The organism is Apilactobacillus timberlakei (genome assembly GCF_002993965.1).
GTDB classification, from domain to species: domain Bacteria; phylum Bacillota; class Bacilli; order Lactobacillales; family Lactobacillaceae; genus Apilactobacillus; species Apilactobacillus timberlakei.
The window spans coordinates 105,866-130,161 of the sequence record NZ_POST01000002.1 but is presented as its reverse complement, the minus strand read 5'-3'; the positions used below and the strand labels follow the sequence as shown (position 1 = coordinate 130,161).

19 protein-coding genes are annotated in these 24,296 nt (G+C 29.2%); 2 read left to right on the top strand and 17 right to left on the bottom strand.

All coding sequences use genetic code 11. From position 1 onward, the window contains the following. Positions 1-22: 22 nt before the first annotated feature. Positions 23-832, top strand: coding sequence for a pyruvate, water dikinase regulatory protein (locus C7N71_RS02615; protein ID WP_105987623.1), 810 nt, complete (start codon positions 23-25; stop codon positions 830-832). A gap of 22 nt (positions 833-854) precedes the next feature. Here the strand turns inward: C7N71_RS02615 and C7N71_RS02610 are convergent, their stop codons facing one another. From C7N71_RS02610 to hisS, 7 genes are all read right to left on the bottom strand, one after another. Then, a complete protein-coding gene (locus C7N71_RS02610) occupies positions 855-1,763 on the bottom strand; it encodes a deoxyribonuclease IV (protein ID WP_105987622.1) in 909 nt (302 codons plus the stop codon). Beyond that, positions 1,753-2,976, bottom strand: a complete 1,224-nt coding sequence (locus C7N71_RS02605; protein WP_105987621.1) for a CDP-glycerol glycerophosphotransferase family protein — start codon at positions 2,974-2,976, stop codon at positions 1,753-1,755. The genes C7N71_RS02610 and C7N71_RS02605 overlap by 11 nt, the downstream gene beginning before the upstream one ends. 24 nt (positions 2,977-3,000) lie before the next feature. Continuing rightward, positions 3,001-3,810, bottom strand: a complete 810-nt coding sequence (locus C7N71_RS02600; RefSeq protein ID WP_105987620.1) for an ABC transporter permease — start codon at positions 3,808-3,810, stop codon at positions 3,001-3,003. 16 nt (positions 3,811-3,826) lie between these two features. Beyond that, positions 3,827-4,978 (bottom strand): CDP-glycerol glycerophosphotransferase family protein, encoded by a 1,152-nt coding sequence (locus C7N71_RS02595; protein WP_105987619.1) that lies wholly within the window; start codon positions 4,976-4,978, stop codon positions 3,827-3,829. Between the two features lie 87 nt (positions 4,979-5,065). Beyond that, complete coding sequence (locus tag C7N71_RS02590; RefSeq protein WP_105987618.1) at positions 5,066-5,944, bottom strand: YitT family protein; 879 nt, start codon at positions 5,942-5,944, stop codon at positions 5,066-5,068. A 116-nt stretch (positions 5,945-6,060) separates the two neighbouring features. Then, complete coding sequence (aspS, locus tag C7N71_RS02585) at positions 6,061-7,839, bottom strand: aspartate--tRNA ligase (RefSeq protein WP_105987617.1); 1,779 nt, start codon at positions 7,837-7,839, stop codon at positions 6,061-6,063. Between the two features lie 18 nt (positions 7,840-7,857). Continuing rightward, positions 7,858-9,147, bottom strand: coding sequence for a histidine--tRNA ligase (gene hisS, locus C7N71_RS02580; protein WP_105987616.1), 1,290 nt, complete (start codon positions 9,145-9,147; stop codon positions 7,858-7,860). Positions 9,148-9,521: 374 nt separating this feature from the next. Between hisS and C7N71_RS02575 the strand changes: the two genes are divergently transcribed. After that, positions 9,522-10,373 (top strand): fructosamine kinase family protein, encoded by an 852-nt coding sequence (locus tag C7N71_RS02575; protein WP_105987615.1) that lies wholly within the window; start codon positions 9,522-9,524, stop codon positions 10,371-10,373. On the opposite strand, the gene C7N71_RS02570 is transcribed toward C7N71_RS02575, so the two are convergent. The 10 genes from C7N71_RS02570 to C7N71_RS02525 all read right to left on the bottom strand — a co-directional run bounded on the left by C7N71_RS02570 (position 10,366) and on the right by C7N71_RS02525 (position 24,135). Continuing rightward, positions 10,366-11,004: an HAD-IA family hydrolase gene (locus C7N71_RS02570; RefSeq protein ID WP_105987614.1), complete on the bottom strand. Its 639-nt coding sequence runs from the start codon at positions 11,002-11,004 to the stop codon at positions 10,366-10,368. The two genes, C7N71_RS02575 and C7N71_RS02570, sit on opposite strands and share 8 nt — an antisense overlap. A gap of 50 nt (positions 11,005-11,054) precedes the next feature. Beyond that, positions 11,055-11,501 carry a D-aminoacyl-tRNA deacylase gene (dtd, locus tag C7N71_RS02565; RefSeq protein ID WP_105987613.1) on the bottom strand — a complete coding sequence of 149 codons (447 nt, stop codon included), beginning with the start codon at positions 11,499-11,501 and terminating at the stop codon, positions 11,055-11,057. A 15-nt stretch (positions 11,502-11,516) separates the two neighbouring features. After that, positions 11,517-13,748, bottom strand: coding sequence for a RelA/SpoT family protein (locus tag C7N71_RS02560; RefSeq protein WP_105987612.1), 2,232 nt, complete (start codon positions 13,746-13,748; stop codon positions 11,517-11,519). A gap of 54 nt (positions 13,749-13,802) precedes the next feature. Continuing rightward, on the bottom strand, positions 13,803-14,543 hold the full coding sequence (locus C7N71_RS02555; protein ID WP_105987611.1) for a 16S rRNA (uracil(1498)-N(3))-methyltransferase: 741 nt from the start codon (positions 14,541-14,543) through the stop codon (positions 13,803-13,805). 5 nt (positions 14,544-14,548) lie between these two features. Further along, positions 14,549-15,430 (bottom strand): 50S ribosomal protein L11 methyltransferase, encoded by an 882-nt coding sequence (prmA, locus tag C7N71_RS02550; RefSeq protein WP_105987610.1) that lies wholly within the window; start codon positions 15,428-15,430, stop codon positions 14,549-14,551. Further along, positions 15,403-16,068, bottom strand: a complete 666-nt coding sequence (locus tag C7N71_RS02545) for a DNA-3-methyladenine glycosylase (RefSeq protein ID WP_225361870.1) — start codon at positions 16,066-16,068, stop codon at positions 15,403-15,405. The genes prmA and C7N71_RS02545 overlap by 28 nt, the downstream gene beginning before the upstream one ends. 40 nt (positions 16,069-16,108) lie before the next feature. After that, a complete protein-coding gene (locus C7N71_RS02540; RefSeq protein WP_105987609.1) occupies positions 16,109-16,447 on the bottom strand; it encodes a hypothetical protein in 339 nt (112 codons plus the stop codon). 149 nt (positions 16,448-16,596) lie between these two features. Next, the gene (locus tag C7N71_RS02535; RefSeq protein WP_105987608.1) at positions 16,597-17,349 is read right to left on the bottom strand and encodes a fructose permease; all 753 of its coding nucleotides are present in this window, start codon (positions 17,347-17,349) and stop codon (positions 16,597-16,599) included. Positions 17,350-17,704: 355 nt separating this feature from the next. After that, positions 17,705-22,738: a bifunctional glycosyltransferase/CDP-glycerol:glycerophosphate glycerophosphotransferase gene (locus C7N71_RS02530; RefSeq protein ID WP_105987607.1), complete on the bottom strand. Its 5,034-nt coding sequence runs from the start codon at positions 22,736-22,738 to the stop codon at positions 17,705-17,707. Positions 22,739-22,881: 143 nt separating this feature from the next. Then, entirely contained in the window at positions 22,882-24,135 is a 1,254-nt protein-coding gene (locus C7N71_RS02525; protein ID WP_105987606.1) for a solute carrier family 23 protein, read from the bottom strand. Positions 24,136-24,296: the final 161 nt, after the last annotated feature.

The window sequence follows — 24,296 nt, the reverse complement described above, 5'->3', positions numbered from 1 at the left end:
TTAATTAAAGGAGCTTGTTGATATGGATAAATTGCCTATATTTGCAATATCTGATTCTAGTGGTGAAACTGCTATGCAAGTAGCAAAAACTGCAGGATCTCAATTCAATGAAACTAACTTAGACTATGAAAGATATCCTTTTATAACAACCGAATCAATACTAAATGGAATTTTAAAAATTGCTGCTGAAAAACAAGCAGTTATTTTTCATACCCTAGTTAATCCCAAATTAAGTGATATTATAGAAAATTTTGCAGAAGAAAATGATTTGCAAAGTGTTGACTGCATACAATCTCCTATGAAAGCCATTAGTAATCGTTTAGGCAGTAAACCTGAAAGAGTTAGCGGAATGGTTCATGACTTAAATGAAGAATACTTTAAAAGAATTGCAGCAATGGAATTTTCAGTAGAGAATGACGATGGTAATAATCCCCAAAATTTAAAAGAAGCTGATGTGGTTATACTAGGTATTTCTAGAACTTCTAAAACACCATTATCTTTATACTTAGCAAATAAGAAATTAAAAGTATCAAATGTTCCCATTGGTCCAGAAACTCAACTACCAGAAGAAATTTGGAAAATCAATAATGAAAAAATATTTGGATTAACAAGCGATATATCAAAAATTCAAAAAATAAGACAAGCAAGAATGCTTTCTTACGGTTTAGAAGAAGATACTCCTTATTCAAATTCAGAAAATATAAAAAAAGAATTGGATTATGCAAAAGAGTTATATAATAAACTAAATTGTCTACAAATTAATGTTGCCGACAAATCAATAGAAGAAACTGCGACTATAATAATGGAAAGTTTAAATATAGATACAAAATAAAAAAGAGCCCTAGGGCTCTTTTTTATTGATTAATAATATCATCCATTAAGTTTGGATTAAATTTTTCATTCTTTAACATTTGAACTTCAAAATAGTGAGGAGAAACTTTTTTCTTCTTGTCTTTATCAATTGTAACAGCTGGAGTTTCCATAATTTTAGGAACATCAACTAAACTTTTATGGTGAGCTACATAATTAAGACAATCAAATCCTAATTCACCTAACCCAATAATTTCATGTCTATCTTTCTGACTTCCCATTGGATTCTTAGAATCATTTAAATGAACAACTTTAAGTCTATTAAGACCAATAATATGATCAAATTCATTTAAAACACCATCAAAGTCATTTTTAATATCATAACCGGCGTCACTAGTATGACAAGTATCAAAAGTAACCGACAATTTTTCATTATCTTTAACGCCATCAATAATTTTGGCTAGTTCTTCAAAGCTACGACCCACTTCGGTTCCTTTACCTGCCATGGTTTCTAAAGCTATTTGAATCTTTTGATCAGGTTCAATAACTTCATTTAAGCCTGCTGAAATTTGTTTAATAGCAGCATCTGCTCCAGCACCAACATGTGATCCTGGATGCAAAACAATTTGTGTGGCACCTATTGTTTCTGCACGCTTTATCTCGTCATGTAAAAAGTTAATTCCAAAATGGAAATTACGTGGTTTATTAACATTACCGAGATTAATAATATATGGAGCATGGACAACAACTTCTTCTAAGTCATTATCTTTCATATAAGCTTTACCATCATCGGCTCTTAATTCATCGATTGGTTTTCTTCTAGTATTTTGAGGAGCACCTGTATAAACCATAAAAGTATTTTCATCATAACTTTTAGCTTCTTCAGCTGATCCCAAAAACATTTTAGAACCATTCATACTAACATGTGAACCAATTAAGAAATTATCTTTCATTATTAATCCCCCTCATAATTTTTACAAAAGTCTTAGACGAGTTAGCGGATTCCCAAGAACAAAACTTATCATAAAATAAATTAAATTGATTATCATAATCTTTAAATTTACCAATTTCATTAAATTCATTGATCTTATTATAAAATGAATTAGCATCTTGAACTAGTGGACCAGGTACATCTTTCTTATAATCAAAATAAAATCCTCTTAGTTCTTCTTCATAATGATTTAAATCATAAGCAAAAAATAACATCGGACGTCTAAGATTAGCATAATCAAACATTACTGATGAATAATCTGTAATCAATAAATCAGAAATCAAATATAAATTACTTATATCTTCTTCTGCCATAATTTTAACTCGGTCTTCATATCCACTAATATCAATAGCATCTTTAACTAAATAATGTGGTCTTATTATTAAAATAGTATTCTCATCAACGTTATCAAAAAATTGTTTTAAACTAAATGGTAATTCAAAGTTATAAACACCTTTTGTTTTATAATCATCATCACGCCAAGTAGGTGCATATGTTATTACTTTAGCCTTTTTGTTACCAATTAAACTATATTTTAATTTTGCAATGCTTTTAGAATTGTCACTGTTATATAAAACATCATTTCTAGGATAACCAATATCTAAAAACTTATTATTAAAGTCAAAAGCCCTAGCAAAAATTTGATGCGAATATTGATTAGGTGCAATTAAATAATCCCAACGATGAGCTTCATTAACAAAACGTCTTTTATATTTATCAGTATCAGTTCCTGGCATTTTAACATTAGCAATATCAATTCCTAATTTCTTTAACGGTGTCCCATGCCAGGTTTGCATATAAGTAGTACCCTTATTTTTTTTCCACCAGTTAGGAGTTCTAGAATTAAAAATCCAAAAATTAGATCTTGCCATTATCCAAACCCATTTAGGTAAAAATCTTCTTACCATTTTGACATCAGGATATTTTGTCTTCAAAGTTTTAAATTCAGAAACCTTGACAGCAAAGTAAGCTAAATTTTTATATTCTGGAAATTCTTTAATCCACTCATCATAGATAGCTGCTGGATTATCGTTAATATCTTTTCCTTTAAAGCTTTCAAAAACAACTAAATTTTTTTTAACAGGAAAAATAATCAATATATCATTCAAAATAATTAAACAAAATCTTATAAAAAGTTTAATCATTTTAATTATTTTGTTTTTTAATTTAATCATAAAGATAATCAATTCCTTTTAGAATTAAATATAGTCAACAAATCTTGCTCTAAACTTGTAATGTAAATGTGAACCTACCAGTAAGAAGAACAATACCATTAACCAAAAAATAAGCATCAACAATGGCTTTTGCCAGAACCAATCTTGTCCTAACATTGATTCTCTAAAGCCCGATACAATATAGAAGAATGGATTTAATTGTAAAATTCTAACAAAGAAAGCTGGAAATGCATTTGTTTCAAAGTTAAATAGTACTCCAGACATATAGAATAAAACACGCATTAATGATTGTAAGAAGATACGATAATCACGAACTAAAATGGTAACTGTAGAATTGAAAGTTCCAAAAGCTACTAACCAACATATCATTGCAAAGAAATAGTAGAACCACTGTAACCAATAAACATTAGGAACAATGCCACCCTTTACGTATGCTATGAAAATTGAAAAAATTAACATTGCCCAAAATGAACTCAAATTAGAAATAACCTTAATTGTAGGCAAAACACTAACTGGAAACTTCATCTTAGAAACCATACCAACTTGTTGATAGATACTTTTAGATGAATCAAGTGTGGTTGCGTTCATGTAAAACCATGGGGTAATTCCAATTACCATCCATGTTAGGTAATCAATACCATTGGAGGTACCCTTTTTCAAACCAATACCAAAAACTAACCAATAAATACCAATTTGAATTAGTGGATATAAATATTCCCAAACTAACCCTAAATAATGACTTTGATAATCAGATTTATCTTGGTATTTAGAGATTCTAAACATTATTCCTATATTATTAATTTGTTCTTTAATTAATGTAATGACTTCCTTCAAGTCGATCACACTTCCTTTACTTTAAACTTTTTATATATTTCTCTATTACACGATCTGTAGCAAAACCATCATTATACTTATTCCAAATATTATTAAAATTAGTAAAATCAGTTTTTGCATTTTCTTTAATTGCACTTGCTAAAAAATCTGTATTTTTAATTGGTTTATTTGGCAACCAATTAATCATATCATCCTGTATTCCTGGATGTCTCTTATATTGATCAATGTCAAACATATAAAACAACATTGAATGGGCATTAGGTAATAAAGAATAATCAAACGCTATTGAAGAATAATCAGTAACCAAAGTATCAGTAACAACTAATAAATCAGTAGTCGATAATTGACTAAAAAATAAAACATTATCAGAGGTCGCTTCTCTTTGCATTTTTTGTTCTATTTTATTTAAAAGCGGATGCAATTTAATAATTACAATCGCATTAGGATCAGCTGTTAAAGCTGAAATAACTTTTTTAGGTGGGTTAAAAGATTTTCCATCATTACGATAAGTAGGTGCATATAAAATAACGCGCTTATCTTTTAATTGCGGAGCAAAATGATAAACTCTTCTTTTAGCAATATCACGCCACTTCTCTTTAAAAAGACGATCAGAACGAGGATATCCTAACATCTTCATTCTATTAAATGGCACATGATAGCTTTTTTCAAATACCTGTCCCATTGTTTTAGAAGCAACTACATAATCATCAAAATGATTATAAACTTTCTGGAAACGACGTTTATCGCTCTTACTACGTTCGTCAGTAGAAGGATCCTCCCAACCAAACTTTTTAATTGCACCATTAGCATGCCATAATTGAACAATTTTAGTTTTACTACTATGAATAATACCACCAATAAAAGCAAAATAATTATCACAAAAGATGATTTGACCAGTCATAATCTTAGGAATCACATTAAATATAAGATTAATTCCATCTTTAAATTGGATAGTTTTAATACCATAAGCTGCTAAATCAGTTGCGACCGCTTCATTATCAGATTGATAAAAAACAATTAATTTTTTACCTTTTGGCAAATTTCTAGCCATTGATTTAATCAACCCTGGATTATTATCAAAACTCATTATGTAGATAACATTTTCTTTTTTTCTAAATAAACATAATAAAGATACAATTTTTATTAAAAACAAATATATAACTTTCAAAACTTATCCCACCATATTAATGTTAATTGAAACCTTATACAATCAATTATTATAACACATTCGTCAATTAACAATTAACTCAATATTTTATTTTAGCTTATGCTCATAAAAGTGACCTAAAATATTTTCAGCTTCTGTGATACTTGCAAATGCGTGTGGATCAGATTCAGCCAATGCTTCTTCTAATTCAGACATTTCATATCTAGATATGGTTGTAAATAATATTTCTTTTTTATTGTGATTATAAGCCCCTTCAGCATTGTGAATAATTGTAATTCCCCTGGGCATATGACTTTGAATACTATCAATAACACTTTTAGGATGATCAGTCACTATTAATACTTGCATTCTTTGTTGTCTAGTATAAGCAAAATCAATAGCCTTGGCATTAACAACAATTCCAATTGCAGAATAAAATGCATAAGGCCAACCATATTCAAAACCAGCAGCCGTAATTATAAAGACATTAAAAGCTATATTAATAGTTCCAATACTACGCCCTGTTTTTCGCCGGATAACTATCCCTAGTATATCCAATCCACCAGTTGAAATCTCATTTTTCAAACTCATTCCAGTACCTAATCCATTTACGACCCCACCAAAAATAGCACATATCATTGGATCATGAGTTAAATAGACAGGATGAATAGCTTTAATCATAAAACTGGCTAAGAAAACAGTTAAAATTGTAAAAAAAGTAAACTGATGACCAATTTGTTTCCAAGCTAAAACAAAGAAAGGAATATTTAACATAAACAAACCAATTGAAGGTGGTATTGTAATTGGAAAATATCTAGTTGATAAAGTATTTATTAATTGTGATAAACCTGTAAAACCAGATGAATAAATATTACCTGGAGTCCAAAAGAAGTTCATAGCAATTGACACCATGATCCCATACATAACTGCTGTAGAAGCTTTTGCTACATACTGATGTCTTTTTAAAATCTGTTGAACATCATCCATAATTTTCATTACCCCTCTTATAAAGATGCAAATAGTATAACATTAATAATAAATTAATCATATTTATTTCAGATAAAAAAGGAACTTCCTCAATAATAGGAAGTTCCTTTTAAAAATTATTCTTTATAAGTATCTTCACTTTCAAGTCCCAAATCATCTAATTGTTTTTGTGATACGGGAGCAGGAGCATTGGTCATTGGTTCAGTTGCTTTTGAATTCTTAGGGAATGCAATAACATCACGAATATTTTCAGTTTGTGCTAATAATCTAGCAAATCGATCTAATCCAATAGCTAAACCGCCATGAGGTGGAAAGCCATAGTCTAAAGCATCTAAGAAGTAACCAAATCTTGCTTGAGCTTTCTTGCGATCAAATCCTAACGCTCTTAACATCTTTAATTGTAATTCTTTGTTATGAATACGGATAGAACCGCCACCTAATTCCAAACCATTTAGAATAATATCATAGCTTTGAGCATGTGCAGCATGTGGATTTTCACCTTCATTAAGGTAATGTTCATCACCTTCATTAGGCATAGTAAATGGATGGTGAGCAGGTACCCATCTTTCAGCACCTTCATCGTATTCAAACAATGGCCAGTCGACTACCCATAAGAAGTCAAATACGTTCTTTGGAATCATATCTAATTCTTCAGCAATTGCACAACGTAAGTAACCCAAAGTATCGGCAACAACTTTATCACGATCTGCAGCAAATAGTAATAAATCACCTGATTTTGCGTCCATACGATCTTTAATTGCTTCTTCGGTATCATCATCAAAGAATTTAGCAATTGGTCCTGTAAATCCATCATCAGTAATCTTCATCCAAGCTAATCCCTTAGCACCAAAACGTTCAATGTATGAGGCATATTTATCTATGTCTTTTCTTGAATACTTTTCAGCACCATCAGGTACAGCGATTGCTTTAACTTGGCCACCATCTTTAATGGTATTTGAAAACACTTTAAAATTAACATCTTTCACAATATCTGATAAATCTTTTAGTTCCATACCAAATCTAACATCTGGTTGATCGGTACCAAAACGATCCATTGATTCTTGCCAAGTAATACGTTTAAAAGGTGCTTTAATGTCTAATCCTAAAGTATCTTTCATTACCTTAGAAATTAAGCCTTCTGTTAGTTTTTGGATATCTTCAGCATTTAAGAATGAAGTTTCCATATCGATTTGTGTAAATTCAGGTTGACGATCTCCACGTAAGTCTTCATCACGGAAACAACGAGCAATTTGATAGTAACGGTCGAATCCAGCACCCATTAATAATTGTTTAAATAATTGAGGTGATTGTGGTAATGCATAAAATGATCCATGATATAGTCTTGAAGGTACTAAGTAATCACGAGCTCCTTCAGGAGTTGAAACTGTTAAATTAGGAGTTTCAATATCAATAAATCCATTTTTATCAAAATAGCTATGAACAGATTGCATAATTCTGTTTCTTAACATGATTCCCTTTTGTACTTCTGGACGTCTTAAATCTAAGTAACGATACTTTAACTTAGTTTCTTCAGAAACATTAATATTATTTTTAATATCAAAAGGAGGGTTCTTAGCTTTATTGAAGATTTTTACATCATTAACATCTACTTCAATTTTTCCAGTTTTCATGTCTTCGTTAATTTCATTTTCAGCTCTGGAAACTACAGTTCCTTTAACTTGAATGACATATTCATTTCTTAATTGATCAGCAGTTTCCAATGCTTTTTTACTATATTCATCACTGAATACTAATTGAACAAGTCCTTCTCGATCTCTTAAATCAATAAATATTAATTTACCAAGATCTCTTCTTCTTGAAACCCATCCATCTAGGCAAATTTCTTGGTTCAGATATTTTTCATCAACTAGTCCGCAATAAGTTGTGCGTTCCATAATCTTTTCCTCCCCTTATTATTCGAAGTTTTCTTCGATTAACTTTCCAAAATTATTTTTTACATCTTCTAATTTAAAAGTAACTTCTTTACCAGTTTCCATATGTTTAACGTGAACTGTACCATCTTCAATTTCTTGGTCACCAATGGTTAAAGTAAAGTTAGCATTAAGTTTATTAGCGCTCTTAAATTGAGCTTTAGGTTTACGACTTAAATAGTCACGATCTGCAGCAAATCCATTCATTCTCAATGATTGAACAATCTTTAAAGTTTCTATATTTGCTTTATCTCCAATACCTACAACATAGGCATCTAATGGATTAAATGCTGGAAATTCTACCTTTTCAGATTCCATAAGAAGTAACAATCTTTCAACTCCTAAACCAAATCCTACTCCTGGCATTTCTGGTCCACCTAATTCTTTAACTAAACCATCATAACGTCCACCAGCACAGATAGTAGTATAACCTTCACCTAAGGCTTTAGAATTAGCCATAACTTCAAAAATAGTATGATTATAGTAATCTAATCCACGAACCATAGTATGATCAATACTATATTTAATTCCTAATTCGTCTAGCAAAGTAGTAACTTTATTAAAATGTTGCTCAGCATTATCTGATAAATAATCCAAAATTGAAGGTGCATTATCAACAAAAGGTTGATCTGCAGGTTCTTTACTATCTAAAACACGCAGTGGATTTTTATTCAGTCTTTCCTGAGAATCTTCACTTAAGCTATCAAAATGAGGAGTTAAATAGTCTATAAGCGCTTTGCGATAGTTTGCCCTAGTTTCTTTATCACCTAAAGTATTAATAGCTAAACGTAAATCATTAATTCCATAATGTTGTAATAAGTCCATTGCCATCGCAATAACTTCTACATCTAATTCTGGAGCTTCACTACCAAAAGCTTCAACCCCAATTTGATGGAATTCTCTTAAACGACCTGATTGTGGTCTTTCATATCTAAACATTGGTCCCATATAAAAAACTTTAACTGGTTTTTGTGTATCAGGACCGTAAAGTTTGTTTTCCACAAAAGAACGAACTACCCCAGCAGTTCCTTCTGGTCTTAATGTTACGTGACGATCACCTTTATCATAGAAATCATACATTTCTTTAGTTACAATATCTGAAGTTTCTCCTGATGTTCTTGAAAAAACATCAAAGTTTTCAAACATTGGGGTTCTAATTTCTTGATAACGATAATCAGAAAATATCATTCTAGCGGTTTCTTCAATATATTGCCATTTTTCTGATTCTCCAGGCAAAATATCTGCTGTTCCTTTTGGACGTTGATATCTCATTAGCAATACCTCCAATTTAAAATTAAAAACAGGGCGAATAAAAAAAGCCCTTGTCTAATATTAAAAAATATAGACAAGGGCGCAAAAAAGCACGGTACCACCTTTACTTTGACTATTATGTAACGTATAAAACGAATGATCTAATCATAAAAATAAAGATCATTAGCCTCCAAAGTGTCATTTCTGGAATTTTAACAGTCGTCATTTCACCAAATTGACGCTCTCTTTTTCAGAAAAATTCCGTACTTTTCTTTTTCATCAGCGAACTATTCTATTCAATTTTTAGATTAATGTAATTATGCAAAAAAGTCAAGGCTTACTTGTAAGCATTTATAAAATTATTTATTATAATATAAGTATTGGAGGTAATAATTATGAAAAAATTAGACGAAAAATGGTTGTCTCAATTACCCTTTAATAAAATTGAACAATTGACTCCAGTAAGTGGTGGCGATATTAATGACTCATATTCATTATTAGCAGATAATAAAAAATATTTTATGAAAGTACAGCCTAACAGAGGTAAAAAATTTTTTGAACATGAAGCGCAAGGTATTCATCTTTTATCAAAAGCAGCTAGAGTTCCACACATAATACAATATGGACAAATAGAAGAAGACGGCTTTTTAATTCAAGATTGGATTAACGTTAAAAATAATGGTAACCAATACGAATTGGGAAAAATGGTTGCAAATGTTCATAAAATCCATAATTCAAAATTTGGTTTAGATAACGATTTTGACCTAGGCAAAATCCCCAAAAATAATAAGTGGAATAATAGCTGGACTGATTTTTATATAGAGCAAAGACTAAATCCATTAGTTAATATGGCTCAAAAAAATGGTCTATGGAATGACTATCGGCAAAAAAGATATGAAAAATTAAAAAATAATTTCATTTCAGACTTTAACGAAAGAGATATAATCCCTTCTTTATTACATGGAGATTTATGGTCAGGTAACTTTATGTTTAATGAAAAGGGATTACCTTTACTAATTGATCCTGATGTATTTTACGGAGATCGTGAAATGGATATCGGTATCACTACTGTTTTTGGTGGATTTAATGAACAATTCTATCAAGGATACAATGAAGCATATCCATTGGAACAAGGTTGGCAACAAAGGTTGATATATTATCAATTTTATTACCTAATGGCTCATTTAAATATGTTTGGAGAAACCTATGGATTTGCAGTTGATAATATTTTAAATAAATTTATTTAAAATATTTTTGCAAAAAATCATAATAATTATTAATTTCTATTTCAGGACTACCCTTCGATTTAATTATATTATTATTATCAAATAAGCATCCCTTAATTGATGCATTGTGCGCAGCATCAATATCTAACTTACGATCACCAATCATAATAACATCTGATCGACTAATATTATGTTTCTGAATTAAATAATTTAATGATTCTGGATCAGGCTTTCTTTTAAAAGCCTGATTTTTTGTAACAATATCAGCAAAGAATTTTCTTAGGTTAAAATCTTGTAGTAAATTTAAAGCAAAATTATCACGATGAGTTAATAAATAATTTTTACCACCTTGATCAGCGACCATTTTTACAACTTTATCAACATTTAAAAACGGTTTGGCATTAACCATATTATCTTTTTCAAATCTATGATAAATAACAGATAATTCTTCTTTGTTAATGCTAAATTCAGCAGCAAATTTTTGTAATGCTGTCCCTAGAGAATGTTGACGCATTGTTAATAAAATATCATATTTATCAATTTCCATTTCATCAATATTCATTTCTTCTAACGCATCAGCAAAACTATCAACCATAATTGGATAAGTATCAAATAAGGTTCCATCAAAATCCCAAAAAATATTTTTTTGCATAATTAAGTCTCTCCTATCATAAAAAGGGAGCAAAAAGCTCCCTTTTAATATTATTTATTTTCTGTATCAAAAACAATTGTAAATGGACCATCATTTTGTAAATCAATTTGCATATCAGCACCAAATTGACCAGTTTTCACTGAATTACCAGCATCTAATAGCTCTTGATTAAATGAATCATACATTTCAGATGCAAAATTTGGTTCTCCAGCATCAACAAAGGATGGGCGATTCCCATGCTTGGTATTAGCATATAAAGTAAATTGAGAAATAGATAATATTTCTCCATTTACAGATGATAAGTTTAAGTTTGTCTTTCCATTATCATCTTCAAAAATTCTTAAATTAGTAATTTTACGTACTAAATAGTCAATATCATCTGAAGAATCACTATCCTTGATTCCAACTAATAATAAGTATCCCTTATTTATTTTGTTAAACAAATGATCATTGATTGAAACGCTAGCTTTATTTACTCTTTGTAATACAACTTTCAAAAATAAAACTCCCTTTTATTTAAATGGCCTTTTAACAAAATAAACATCATGAACGTTCTTAACATGATTCATAACCATTTCCAATTGTGCTAAATTTTTAACACTTATTTTCAAAGAAATAGTTACGGTTTTATCATGATCGACTTTTCCCTCAACAGAATTAATTTGCTTACATACACCACTAACATTTTTAATAACATCATTAAGCATGCTGTTTCTGTTATATCCTTCAACTTGAACGTATGCATTAAACAAAGTATGTGAATCATCAGGAATATCCCAATTTACATTAACCAGACGATCATCATCTTCTATAACATTAGGACAGTTATCACGATGCACTGAAACTCCTCTACCTTTGGTTATATATCCAACAATTTTATCTCCTGGAACAGGTGCACAACAATGACTTAATCGAATTAATAAATTGTCTACGTCTTTAATAACAACGCCATCAGAAGGTTTATTTAACTTACTGTTTTTATTATTAGGATGATTATTATTTTTTTCAATAGTCTGATGATTTTCTAAAATATCTTTTTGTTCTTGTTCTTGACGTTTTTTCTCAGCATCATCACGAATTTGTAAAGTTAAAATATTAACTAATCCATTTGGTTGCTTATTGCCAAAGCCCAATTCGGCATACATATCATCAATACTTTTATAATAAGTTTTATTAAGCAATCTATCCATATTGGGTTTTGTTAAAACATCACTAATATCATAACCATTATCTTTAATAGCTTGATTTAATAAATCTTTACCTATTGCAATATTCTTTTCACGATCCTTATGTCTAAAGAATTGTCTAATTTTATGCTTTGCTCGACTAGTAGTAACCAAGTTTTCCCAATCTTGACTAGGTCCAGTTGAACTAGTAGACGTCATGATGGCAACTATATCACCCGTTTTAATCTCATAGTCTAAAGGCTCAATCACTCCATTAACTTTAGCACCAGTGGTATGATTACCAACATCTGTATGAATTAAATAAGCCATATCTAAAGGTCCAGCACCCTTAGGTAATTCTAAAACATCACCTTGAGGTGTAAAAGCATAAACATGGTCACCAAAAAGCTCACCTTTAACACCATCCATAAATTCGGATGCATTATCAGTATCTTCTTGAATTTCAATAATGCGTTTAAACCAGTTTAAACGATTATTATCAGAAGAAGCTTGAACTTCATCAGTCATCCCTTCTTTATAAGCCCAATGAGCCGCAACCCCATATTCAGCAATTTGATGCATCTTTTTAGTTCTAATTTGTACTTCTAGTGGTTTACCACCTGGTCCAAAAACAGTGGTATGAAGTGATTGATACATATTAGCTTTAGGCATGGCAATATAGTCTTTAAAGCGTCCAGGCATTGGTGACCATTTAGTATGAATAGCGCCTAATACAGCATAACAATCTTTAATTGAATCGACTATGCATCTAACAGCCAATAAATCATAAATTTGCCCAAATTTTTTATGTTTAATAACCATTTTACGATAAATCGAGTATAAATGTTTAGGGCGTCCATACACTTCAACATTAGGTAAATTCATGTCACTAACTTGCTTTTTAACTTCTTTAACAGCCTCATTTACATATGCAACACGTTCATTACGCTTAGAGTTCATTAAATGAACTATTTTATAGTATTGTTGTGGATTTAAATAACGAAGTGAGATGTCTTCAAGTTCCCACTTAATTGTTCCAATCCCTAATCTATCAGCTAGAGGTGCATAAATTTCAAGGGTTTCATTGGAAATACGCCACTGCTTTTCAGGTTTCAAATGTCTTAAAGTCCTCATGTTATGCAAACGATCAGCTAGCTTAACAATCATTACACGAATATCGCTACACATAGCCAATAAAAGTTTTCTATGATTTTCGGCTAATTGTTCTTGATTAGATTTATATTTTATTTTGCCTAGCTTAGTTACCCCATCAACAATAATTTCAACATTTTTGCCAAACTTTTCATCAATATCATCTAAGGTCGCATTAGTATCTTCAACGACGTCATGTAATAACCCAGCACTAATAGTTTCAGGGTCCATTCTTAGTTGAGCCAAAATACTAGCTACTTGAATTGGATGAACAATATATGGTTCTCCAGATTGTCTAGATTGTCCTTCATGACAATCAGAAGCATAATTGTATGCTTTTTTAATAATGTCAACGTGATCTTTATTCATATATTTATTAACTTCATTAAATAAGTCTTCAGCAGACCATACTTTATGTTTAGACATTCTAATCACTTCTTTTTAATCATTTTTATAAATTCTATCATAATTGTTTAATTTTTACTTTAACAAATCAAACCACATTGAAATTGATGAAAGAAAATATAAAGGTGCTGTTTCAGTTCTCAAAATTCTAGGACCTAAACCGCAAGTTTTATAACCATTTTCTTTGAGTCTAGATACTTCATCAGGAGAAATACCTCCCTCGGGTCCAAAGAAGGCAGCAATGCTATCAGCTGGTTTAGTATTGTTTAAGGAATTAATTAAATCAGCCTTTTCACCATTTTTAGCAGATTCCTCATAAGCAATTAACTTATGATCATATGATTCCTTTAATAAATCATTTATAGAATCTAAATATTTAACATCTGGTATTTTATTACGATGGGATTGTTCAGCTGCACTTCTAACAATATTACTTAATCTATTAATTTTTTTAGATACTTTGTTGTTTTTCCATTGTGCAATTGACCAAGCTGTTTGTAAGAAAATAATATGATCAACACCTAATTCAGTTGCTTTTTGAACAATTAATTCAGATTTATCTTTTTTGGGTAACCCACAAATAATTGTCACGTCCACAGGTAACTCCACTGATTTATTTTTTATTTCTATTACTTTAGCTTTACTTACATCTTTATCAATAACTTCTGCAATAAAAAGTCTATGATTACTATCAACAATTTCAAATTTATCACCATTGTTAGATCTTAATACCGATATAAAATGGTGAGCAATATCATTAGACATTAAAAAAGTTTCATTTAAACTTAAAGTATTATTAGTAAAATAGTGTTGCATCTTAATTATTCACCTTCCCCTTTTAAATGAGCAACAATTCCACGCCAATCACCTAATGTCATTACTTGATCTAAAATAAAATCATTAGATTGGAGAGTTTGTAATGTAATATCTAGTTTTTCATTAATGATTCCAGAAATAATAATAAATCCACCTGCATATAATGTTTCTTTTGCCTGTGGTATTAAAGGTAATACCGCTTCAGGTAGCATATTTGCCAAAATAACATCACTTTTTTCTTTTAATCCATCTAAAAGACTGTTTTTAGATACAGAAATTTCATTTTTATATCCATTAAGTTCAATATTTACTTTTGCAGAGTCAATTGCATCGTCGTCATAATCATAAGCTTTAACCGAATCAGCACCTAATAGTTTTGCAGCAATACTTAAAACTCCAGATCCTGTCCCAACATCTAAAATCGACTGGTTCTCTCTTAGATAAATTTCCATAGCTTGCATACATAATTTGGTTGTTGGATGAACGCCTGTTCCAAATGCTTTTTGGGGATTTAATTTGATAACCATTTCTTGTTCAAAAGATTTTTTATATTTTTCCCATACTGGAGAAATTGTAAGGTATTTTGTAATTCTAGTTGCATGATAATATTTTTCCCATTCTTTACTCCAATTATTATCACTTAATTCTTTAGAAACAACTTTACCTTTACCCGGATTTAATCCATATTCATTTAATTTTTCCACTCTATTTTGAATTAATGGAATCTGATCATTAATATTAAAATCTTCTGGAAAATAAGAAGTAATTACTATTTCATTATTTTGTTCTTCAACTTCTACTCCTAATGAACCAAAATCCATTAGAATATTTACTATTGCATCTTGTGATTCATTATTGGTTAATACTGAAAGTTTTGTCCATTGCATTTTAAATTCTCCTTATTTTTCCATCCGCATGTTTTGAAATTACAATTACGCATTTTGATTTTTGAAACATAGGGATTAGCAGATACATAAAATCGTAATTTTTTACTGTCCCATATCCCCTTATTTTTAATACCAATTCTAGATGATAAATTAATGTGTTCAGGTATAGCTCCATTAGTAATATCTAAAGATAATTGGCTTTCATCTAATTTTTTACCATTTAAATTAAGGTTAATGTTAAACGCTTGGGTTAATTTACCAGGACCATTAGTAATTTCATAATTGTTTTTATTTCTATTATTAATCATAGCATCTGTTATTTTAATCGGTTGAACTGCTCTAATCAATACTCCTTCTGGTATCCCCTCAGATTGAGTAATTATATTCAACAGATTATGCCCAAACATAGAATAAATATAAATAGTCCCTGCCCTTAAATACATAGAATTATTCTTGCTTGAATGATAATTATTATAAGAATGACAAGCTCTATCATTTATCCCTAAATACGCTTCATCTTCAACTATATATCCACTAAAAATATTACCATAATTATCTTTAAAACTTATTATATTGCCTAGTAATTTTTTAGCAATTCTTTCAGTAGAATCATTTGATAAATATTTAATAATATCCAAATTAATGCTCCTATCAAATATACAAAAATAGTGCATCCAACTAATCGGACGCACTATTTTCAGCTTCTTTTCTTTTTTGTTCCTTTATTTGTTTTAATTTTTCCTCATGTTGCTTTAAGTGTCCCTCTAAATATATCAGCAAAGAATTTTCATCTTTAAAAATTCGAGGATGCTTTTGTTTATGAAGTCTTAAATCAATCTCATTAATTTTTTGCCTTCCAGTCCAACGATGACCGTATCTAATAATCAAGCGATTATTTAATCGTTTTTTCCCAAATCTAAAAACATAAACATTATCGGGTGTAAGTAGTGGTCTGATATATGTTTTTTTATAATAATATCCATTATCTCTTAAAAACTTTTTTGTTCTATTTAACATTTATCACACCTCCCAACTAAAAAAATATTAAATAAAATATCCATGACAAATAATATACTTAATGTAAAGTTTATATTAAGTTATTTAAATTGTCCACCAATTAATAAAAAAGTCTTGCTATTAAATATTAAACAAGACTTTTGAATCAATTATTCTTTTGTTGATCCAACATCAATAGCTTGATGTTTTAAGTTTCTAAATACAAAAGCATCTGCAATACCTGTAATTCCACCTTGGAAGAAGAAGGCAAATACAGTTCCTAAACCAAAATTAGTAAATTGATGAGTAATAATAATAGCGATAATTGCCATTATTGTAGGTGGAATATATGAGAACCACATTGCTTTGGCAGCATTACCACCACAATATTTAAATCTAAGAATTTGCATTAAGTCATCAGCTGGATGTAGAGCAATATTTACTCGTTGATAAATAGAAATTGCGATTGCAATTAAAGCAACTCCAAAGAAGTTTAAGAAAACATATAGTAAAATCATGCCAATGCTATGAGCTTCTGGTAACCATTGAGTAACTAATCCATTAAAGTAATTTATTAACAATGAAAATGGTCCTAAGAAGGCAGCGTTACCAATAATTCTGCTCCAACTCCAATGTCCAACTAAAATTGCATTGAATACAGCAATCAACATTCCTAGTCCAAAGAATGCCCAAAACAAAACCCATTGTCCATTTCCTAGAACTGCAAACCCTAGATTATTTTCAGCAGCTGTCCAATAAGCTGATCCTAAAAATGAAGGATGAATTTTAACACTTGTAACTAATGTTAAAACATTTCCCATCGCATTAATAACTAATGAAATAACAAAGTACATAATAGTACTAGACCAAGAAATAGTTCTTGGCGTCTTTGTTGATTTTTTTGCATCTGCAGACTTTTGCATAATATCAATACCCCTATCTATAAAATCAAATCATTATATTGTGAATTATTTATCTATCAAATTTATAATTCACATTTAAATATTTTTACTTAATACAAACACAGCCACAAAAATAATATAAACAGCCAATTAATCAATGAAATAATACTTAACATAATGATTAATAAGCATTTTTTAATTGTGAACTTCATAACAAAATAAATTATAACCTATTTAATTAATAAAATAAAGGGTATTTTCAAAAAATGTAAGCGATTTTATTAATTATTATATACATTTTAATTAAACAAGTGAAATATATATCAATAAAAAAAGTCATTAAAGCAATTAATATACTTTAATGACTTTTTTATTTTTAATAGAGGTCTTCAATATTGACCCATAGATGTTTTCCATTAAGTTGTATTAAGACATACTTCATTCCAATTTTTTCCTTAAAATCAGGATCAATTAATTGCATAACTTTAATAACTCTAACAGTACTACCCTTATCATTATAATTATGAGAAAAATTAACATCTTCGTGGTCTGTAAAATCTTTTCCAGAGTTCCATAATGAAGCTCCATCATGAATTTTCATTTCATTTTGTAGATTATATTTAGAAATATTATCGTCAAAATTCTCATTCATATTATCTTCATTTAAGAATTGATTAACAGCACGTTCAGATGATTTTCCATCCATCCATGGAGTAAATTTATCAATGAATTTTTTATAATTATCATTCATAGTCCAATTATCAGATAATATATGATCAAGTTCATCTATAACCCCATCATTAGTTTTAACTATTTTCCCAGGAGCATCTTTAACAAAATCAAAGTAAAAACCTCTAATTTCATTAGCATAATCATCTAAATCATAAGTGAAGAAAATCATTGGACGTTTTAGAACAGCGTAATCAAACATTACTGATGAGTAATCTGTGATCAAAACATCACTAATTAAATATAATTCAGCAATATCTGGATACAAACTAACATTTAAAGCAATATCTGAATAATCAGATAAGTCTAAATTATTGGCAATTAAATAATGAGTTCTAACTAAAACAATTACATTGTTGCCAAAATGTGATTTAATTTTTGCAAGGTCCAAATGTAGTTTTGCAGTAAATTCATTAGCCTTAACATATTCATTATCACGCCAAGTTGGGGCATACAATATAACTTTCTTATCTGCAGATATATTTAGGTCTTCTTTAATTGAAGCAATATCCTTCCATGAAGAATTAACTAAAACGTCATTTCTTGGATAACCATCTAGCATCATTTGATTAGCATTCATTCTAAATGCTCTTTGCATAATATTAGCAGAATACATATTAGGAGCAATCATTTTATCCCAACGACGATTATCTTTAAATACATCTTTATGATATCTAGCAGCGTTAATTCCAGGCATCGTAACCAAATTAACATCAGCAGCTAATGTCTTTAATGGCGTTCCATGCCAAGTTTGGATTAATTTAGTGCCCTTACCAGGTTTCCATCTAAATGGTCTTCTAACATTAGTAACAAAATATTTTGCTCTAGCTTGTTTCAATATCCCACTATAACTAAATCTAATAACATAAGGAATATTATTTTCTTTAAAGTAATCAATATACTCCCTATTTACATTCCAATACATTTTATATTCAGGATGATTCCTTTTCATGTATTCATAAATTGCTTTAGGATTATCTGAATATTGAGTTCCAAAGAAACTTTCAAAAATAATAATATTCTTTTTAGTAAGCATATTAGATAATCTATTAAGGATAGAAGCCTGTAAATAATTCACCTTAAATAAATGACCAAATTTTCTAGAAATTAAACGTTTTTCAGGAACTTGATCTAATTCACTATTTTTAGTAGACAAAATCTTTTCTACTACTTCTTTTGAAGCATCACCATTTTGTCCATATTGAGCAAATTTATCATAAAAATCAATCAGTTTATCATGATAATTATCTGCAACCGCATCTAAATGTTGAATACGATTAATCAATTCATCTTCGGTTTTTATAATTGGCCCCGGGATCTCTTTATCGTAGTCTAAATAAACACCACGATTTTCATCATCCAAGTACCAATCTTTATCATAAGCATAAAATAACATTGGACGTTTTAAATGTGCATAATCAAACATTACTGATGAATAATCTGTAATCATTGCATCACTAATCAAATATAGATCATTAATATTATTATAATCACTAACATCAAAAACAAATCCAGGATTACTATAAAAACTATTTGAGTGAGCCACAAAATAGTGCAATCTAACTAATAATACATACTTATCAGAAAGTTTGGCTTGCATTTTATCCAAATTCAGTTGAAAATCGAAACCTTCATCTTCACGATAAGTAGGTGCATATAAAATTACTTTTTTATCTAATGGAATCCCCAATCTATTTTTAACTGAATTGATATAACCATCATTGTTATTTGTATATAATTCATCATTTCTAGGAAAACCTGACTTGATTAGTTTTTGATCATAATCAAAAGCTTTAGTAGCAATTTCCCCCATATAATCAGAAGGTACTACCATATAATCCCATCGACGATTTCTCTTAGCAAAACGACTTTGAACTCCATGACTAGCAAATTTAAAATGAGGCTCATCAAATCCCATATGTTTCAAAAAGGTTCCATGAAGTGTTTCTACTTCAATTTGACCCTTACGTTTAGCATATCGATTAGGCATATTAGTATTTTGAATAATGTATTTAGAAACAGCTAAATAATACCAATACATAAAACTATTTACTTTAACTTTAGTGGCTTCACCATTAATAGGTGTTTGAGTATTTTTAAAAAACCAAACTGTTTTAATTTCAGGATGACTTTTTTGCATATATTCATACATTAATCTTTCATTACTATCAAACTTACTAGACCAATAACAATCAAATACCATAATTTTTCTTAATGGTAGAAAACGCATAAATGGATATAATAACGAGTATGAAAGTGATCTAAATACCTTTTTAGAATCAATAAAATTCGAAAAAGGTTGATTAATTTTAAGTTCTAAATCATTATTATTACTATTCTGGATTTGATAATATATCTTATCTTTACCATTAAAAGATAGACTCTGTTTAGGAACTAAATGTGATTCATCAGTTAATAATCTAAAAACTTTAATTTTATCATTAACATATAAATAAACTTTAAAAATATATTTACCTGATAAAATATTTAATTGGTTCTTTTCTTTATTAGTTATTTGAACATTTAAAGATAATAAATCTCCATTTAATTGAAAATCATTATTACTATTGTCAAAAACTTTTCTAACTGTTTTATCACTACTTATCATTTCAATTTTACTATTATTAATATTCAAATTTTCATTTTTAAGATAATCAGGAATATTAATGGACAATTTTAATAAATTAGATGAATTAAGATTAATACTATTAGTAATAAAAGGTGTATTTTCATAGATAATTTCAATACCATCTCTATTATTATAAAATACAGTGTAACTCATATTATCATCAGTATTAATTTGAGCACTTGGTTTATTTTGATCGAATACATAATTAATCTGACTATTAGTAAAACTATCTTTCATAACTAACAAGGCTTTTTGATTAAGCATGTTTGTATTCCAACCAGCGTTATCAAACACAATGTTATTTTCATTAACCTTACCAATAATATTCGTTTCATCTGGCATTATAAGCTCAGCCTTAATATGGTTGTTGCCAGTATTTATAACATCAAAGACTAAATTTTTTCCTGATTTTAAAACATTAGAAATAATGGGTTCTTTAATATCTTCTTGATATAAACTATTTGAGTTAATTACAAAATCATTAACACTATTAAAACGAGCACTAATTTTGGTATGCTTATCTTCATTTACATAAGGCAAAATAAATTTATTCTTAGTCTTTTTGTTAGGTGATGAAATATAACGACTTACCAAATATTTATTGGCAATTAAATCGGTTATTAATACTTTCCATGTCCCAGTTCCCAATTTTTCAATAGCATCATTAATGTCAAAGCTAAATTGGTATCTAGCATTAGTCCATTTACCACGAGCATTTAATAATCTTTGAGGCAATGATGTTTTCGGCCTATTTATATTGATTTTCATTTCTTTATCATTATCAATATTAACTAACTTAGCTGAAAACAATTCATTAACATTACCTAAACTAAATAAGTGCTTAGACAATCTCATATTTCTAATAATAAAGAAACCACGACCGATAAACTGACCGTCTTCATCAATTTTATAATTGGTCATTTTTTGATTGATTTTTGCATTATCACTACCTAATTCAATTGCCGAAGATATTTCATCACTATAGTCAAATATTTCTGGCATGTAATACTTATATGATAATCCATGAAAACCTTTTTTAAAGTGTCCAACTGATTGACGATAAGTATAAGTGTCAAGAATATTAAATTCTCCATGTCTTAATGCATAATAAACAACTTGTTGTTTAACTGGTAAATTATTCATTGGTTTAGAATCCCATAGATTCCAATCACGTAAAAATTTATAAACCATTTCTTGTGATTTATAAATATAACTTTCTTCATTGTCACCAATGTTTTCAATAAATATAAAAATGTCCAAGAATAAAATCTTATATTTAAAGTCTTTAAATAAAGGACTATTTTCACCTTGACCAGCCTTTTTAAGCATCTCTCGACACATATTCAAAGCATCTAGTCTACTTTGAAAATTAGATAATGCACTTCTACTTTGAGTGATTGAATCATTACTTTCACGCCAACGCCATTTATACACAACATCTTCAATTATATCCGTAACTTTAGATTTTAAATGTACTTGTAAGGTAAATGGTATATCTTCATAGATAATGCCTTCAATAAATTTAATATCATTGTCTAATAAAAAATTACGGCGATATAATTTATTCCAAACTGTAGTATCATATAACAAATCATGATTATCATAAATATTAGTATGATTAGCGTTATCATGAATAGCGAAAGAATGTAAATAAGAATTCTTATAACGATTTTTATCAAAACGTTTAACAAATCCAACAACTACATCTGCATTATTTTGATTTGCATTATAAGATAACTTAGAATATCCATCTGCTGGAACTAAATCATCCCCATCAACAAAAGCAATATATTCTCCTTGGGCATGTTTTATTCCATAATTTCTAGTAGAACTAATTCCACCATTGTCTTTATGTAATGCCTTAAAAGAATCATATTTTTTTGCATATTGATCAACAATATTTGATGTATCGTCAGTGGAACCATCATCAATCATCAATACTTCCATATTTTCTTTAGGAAAATCGGTTTGTGCAATAGATTCAAGACAAGCAGCAACGTAATCTTGAACGTTGTAGCAAGCTACTATTACAGATAAATATGGTTTATTCATATTTAATACCTCTCCTTAATTTTTTCATATACTATTTCAATAAAAAATACCCATTAAAAATGGCTGGGTATAGTCATATATATAAACATACATAATAATTATATCATTAATATCACCATTTTTAATCGGTATTTAAAGCAAAATTATTTATTTTCTTTTGGTAAAACCAAATTTAACATAATTCCTAATACAGTTGCAATTGCTAGTCCATTCAGTGGTAATGTTCCAATTTTTAACATAAAGCCACCTACTCCAATCACCAAGATAGATGAGATAATCATCAAATTACGTTTAATATTCATATCAATATCATTTTCAATTAGAATTTTAATTCCACTTGAAGCAATTGTACCAAACAACAAAAAGCTAATTCCGCCAATCACTGGTAATGGCATTTGCATAATAATAACATTTAATTTATTTACAAATGAGAAAACAATTGCAAATAAAGCAGCTCCAATTAGTACATAAACACTATGAATTTTAGTAATAGCCATCACGCCAATATTTTCACCATAACTAGTTACCGCTGGTCCGCCTACTAAGCCGGCGAAAATAGATGCCATCCCATCACCGCTTAAAGTACGACTTAATCCTGGATTCTTAAAATAGTTATGACCAGTTAATTCATTTAAAACCATTATATGCCCTAAATGTTCAGTAATTGTAACAAAAGCGATTGGAGCAATGGCCAATATAGCACCCCATTCTAAGTGAACATTATATGAAACAAATGGAATCTCAAATTTAGGCAGAGAAAACCAAGGTGCACTAGCAATTGTATTTAAATTAACTTCCCCCATAAAAATAGAAATTATATATCCACAAACAATCGCTAACAAAATTGGCATGAATCCTAAGAAACCCTTTAAATAAATATTAAATGCTATAGCCAATAACAATGTAATTAGAGCAATAAAAACAAATTTTAAATCATATTTTCCATTATTCATCATTGCATTATTTGCGGCACTACCAGCTAAAGATAAACCAATTACAATTACAATTGGTCCTACTACTATTGCTGGTAAAATATGATCAATCCAGTCAGAACCAAAGAAGCAAATAATAAGTGCAACTGTTAAATAAATTAATCCAACTGCAATAACACCTTGAGCAATTCCAGGATATCCTGTTGCTTGCATTAAATATTTCATTGGAACTATAAAGGCAAAACTAGACCCCATGTAAGCAGGAATTTTCTTCTGTGTAATTAAAATATGCAATAGAGTTCCTACTCCTGATGCAAACAATGCAATGCTAGGACTAAGTCCTACTAATAGTGGAACAATCACTGTACTACCAAACATTGAAAATAGGTGCTGTATTGATAACATTAACCATAAAAAGAATCTTGGTTTTTCATCAACATCTAGAACAACATCTTTATTTTCCATTTAAAAATACCACCCTAATTAAAAATTAAGAGTAGTTTTAACTTAGCAAAAAAGCCTACTTAACCGTGTATAGGTAAGTAGACTTAATTAAGATTCGCCGTATCTTACTAGCCTCACGGGACTAAGTTAAAGACTCTTTATTAAATATAATAATATATGAT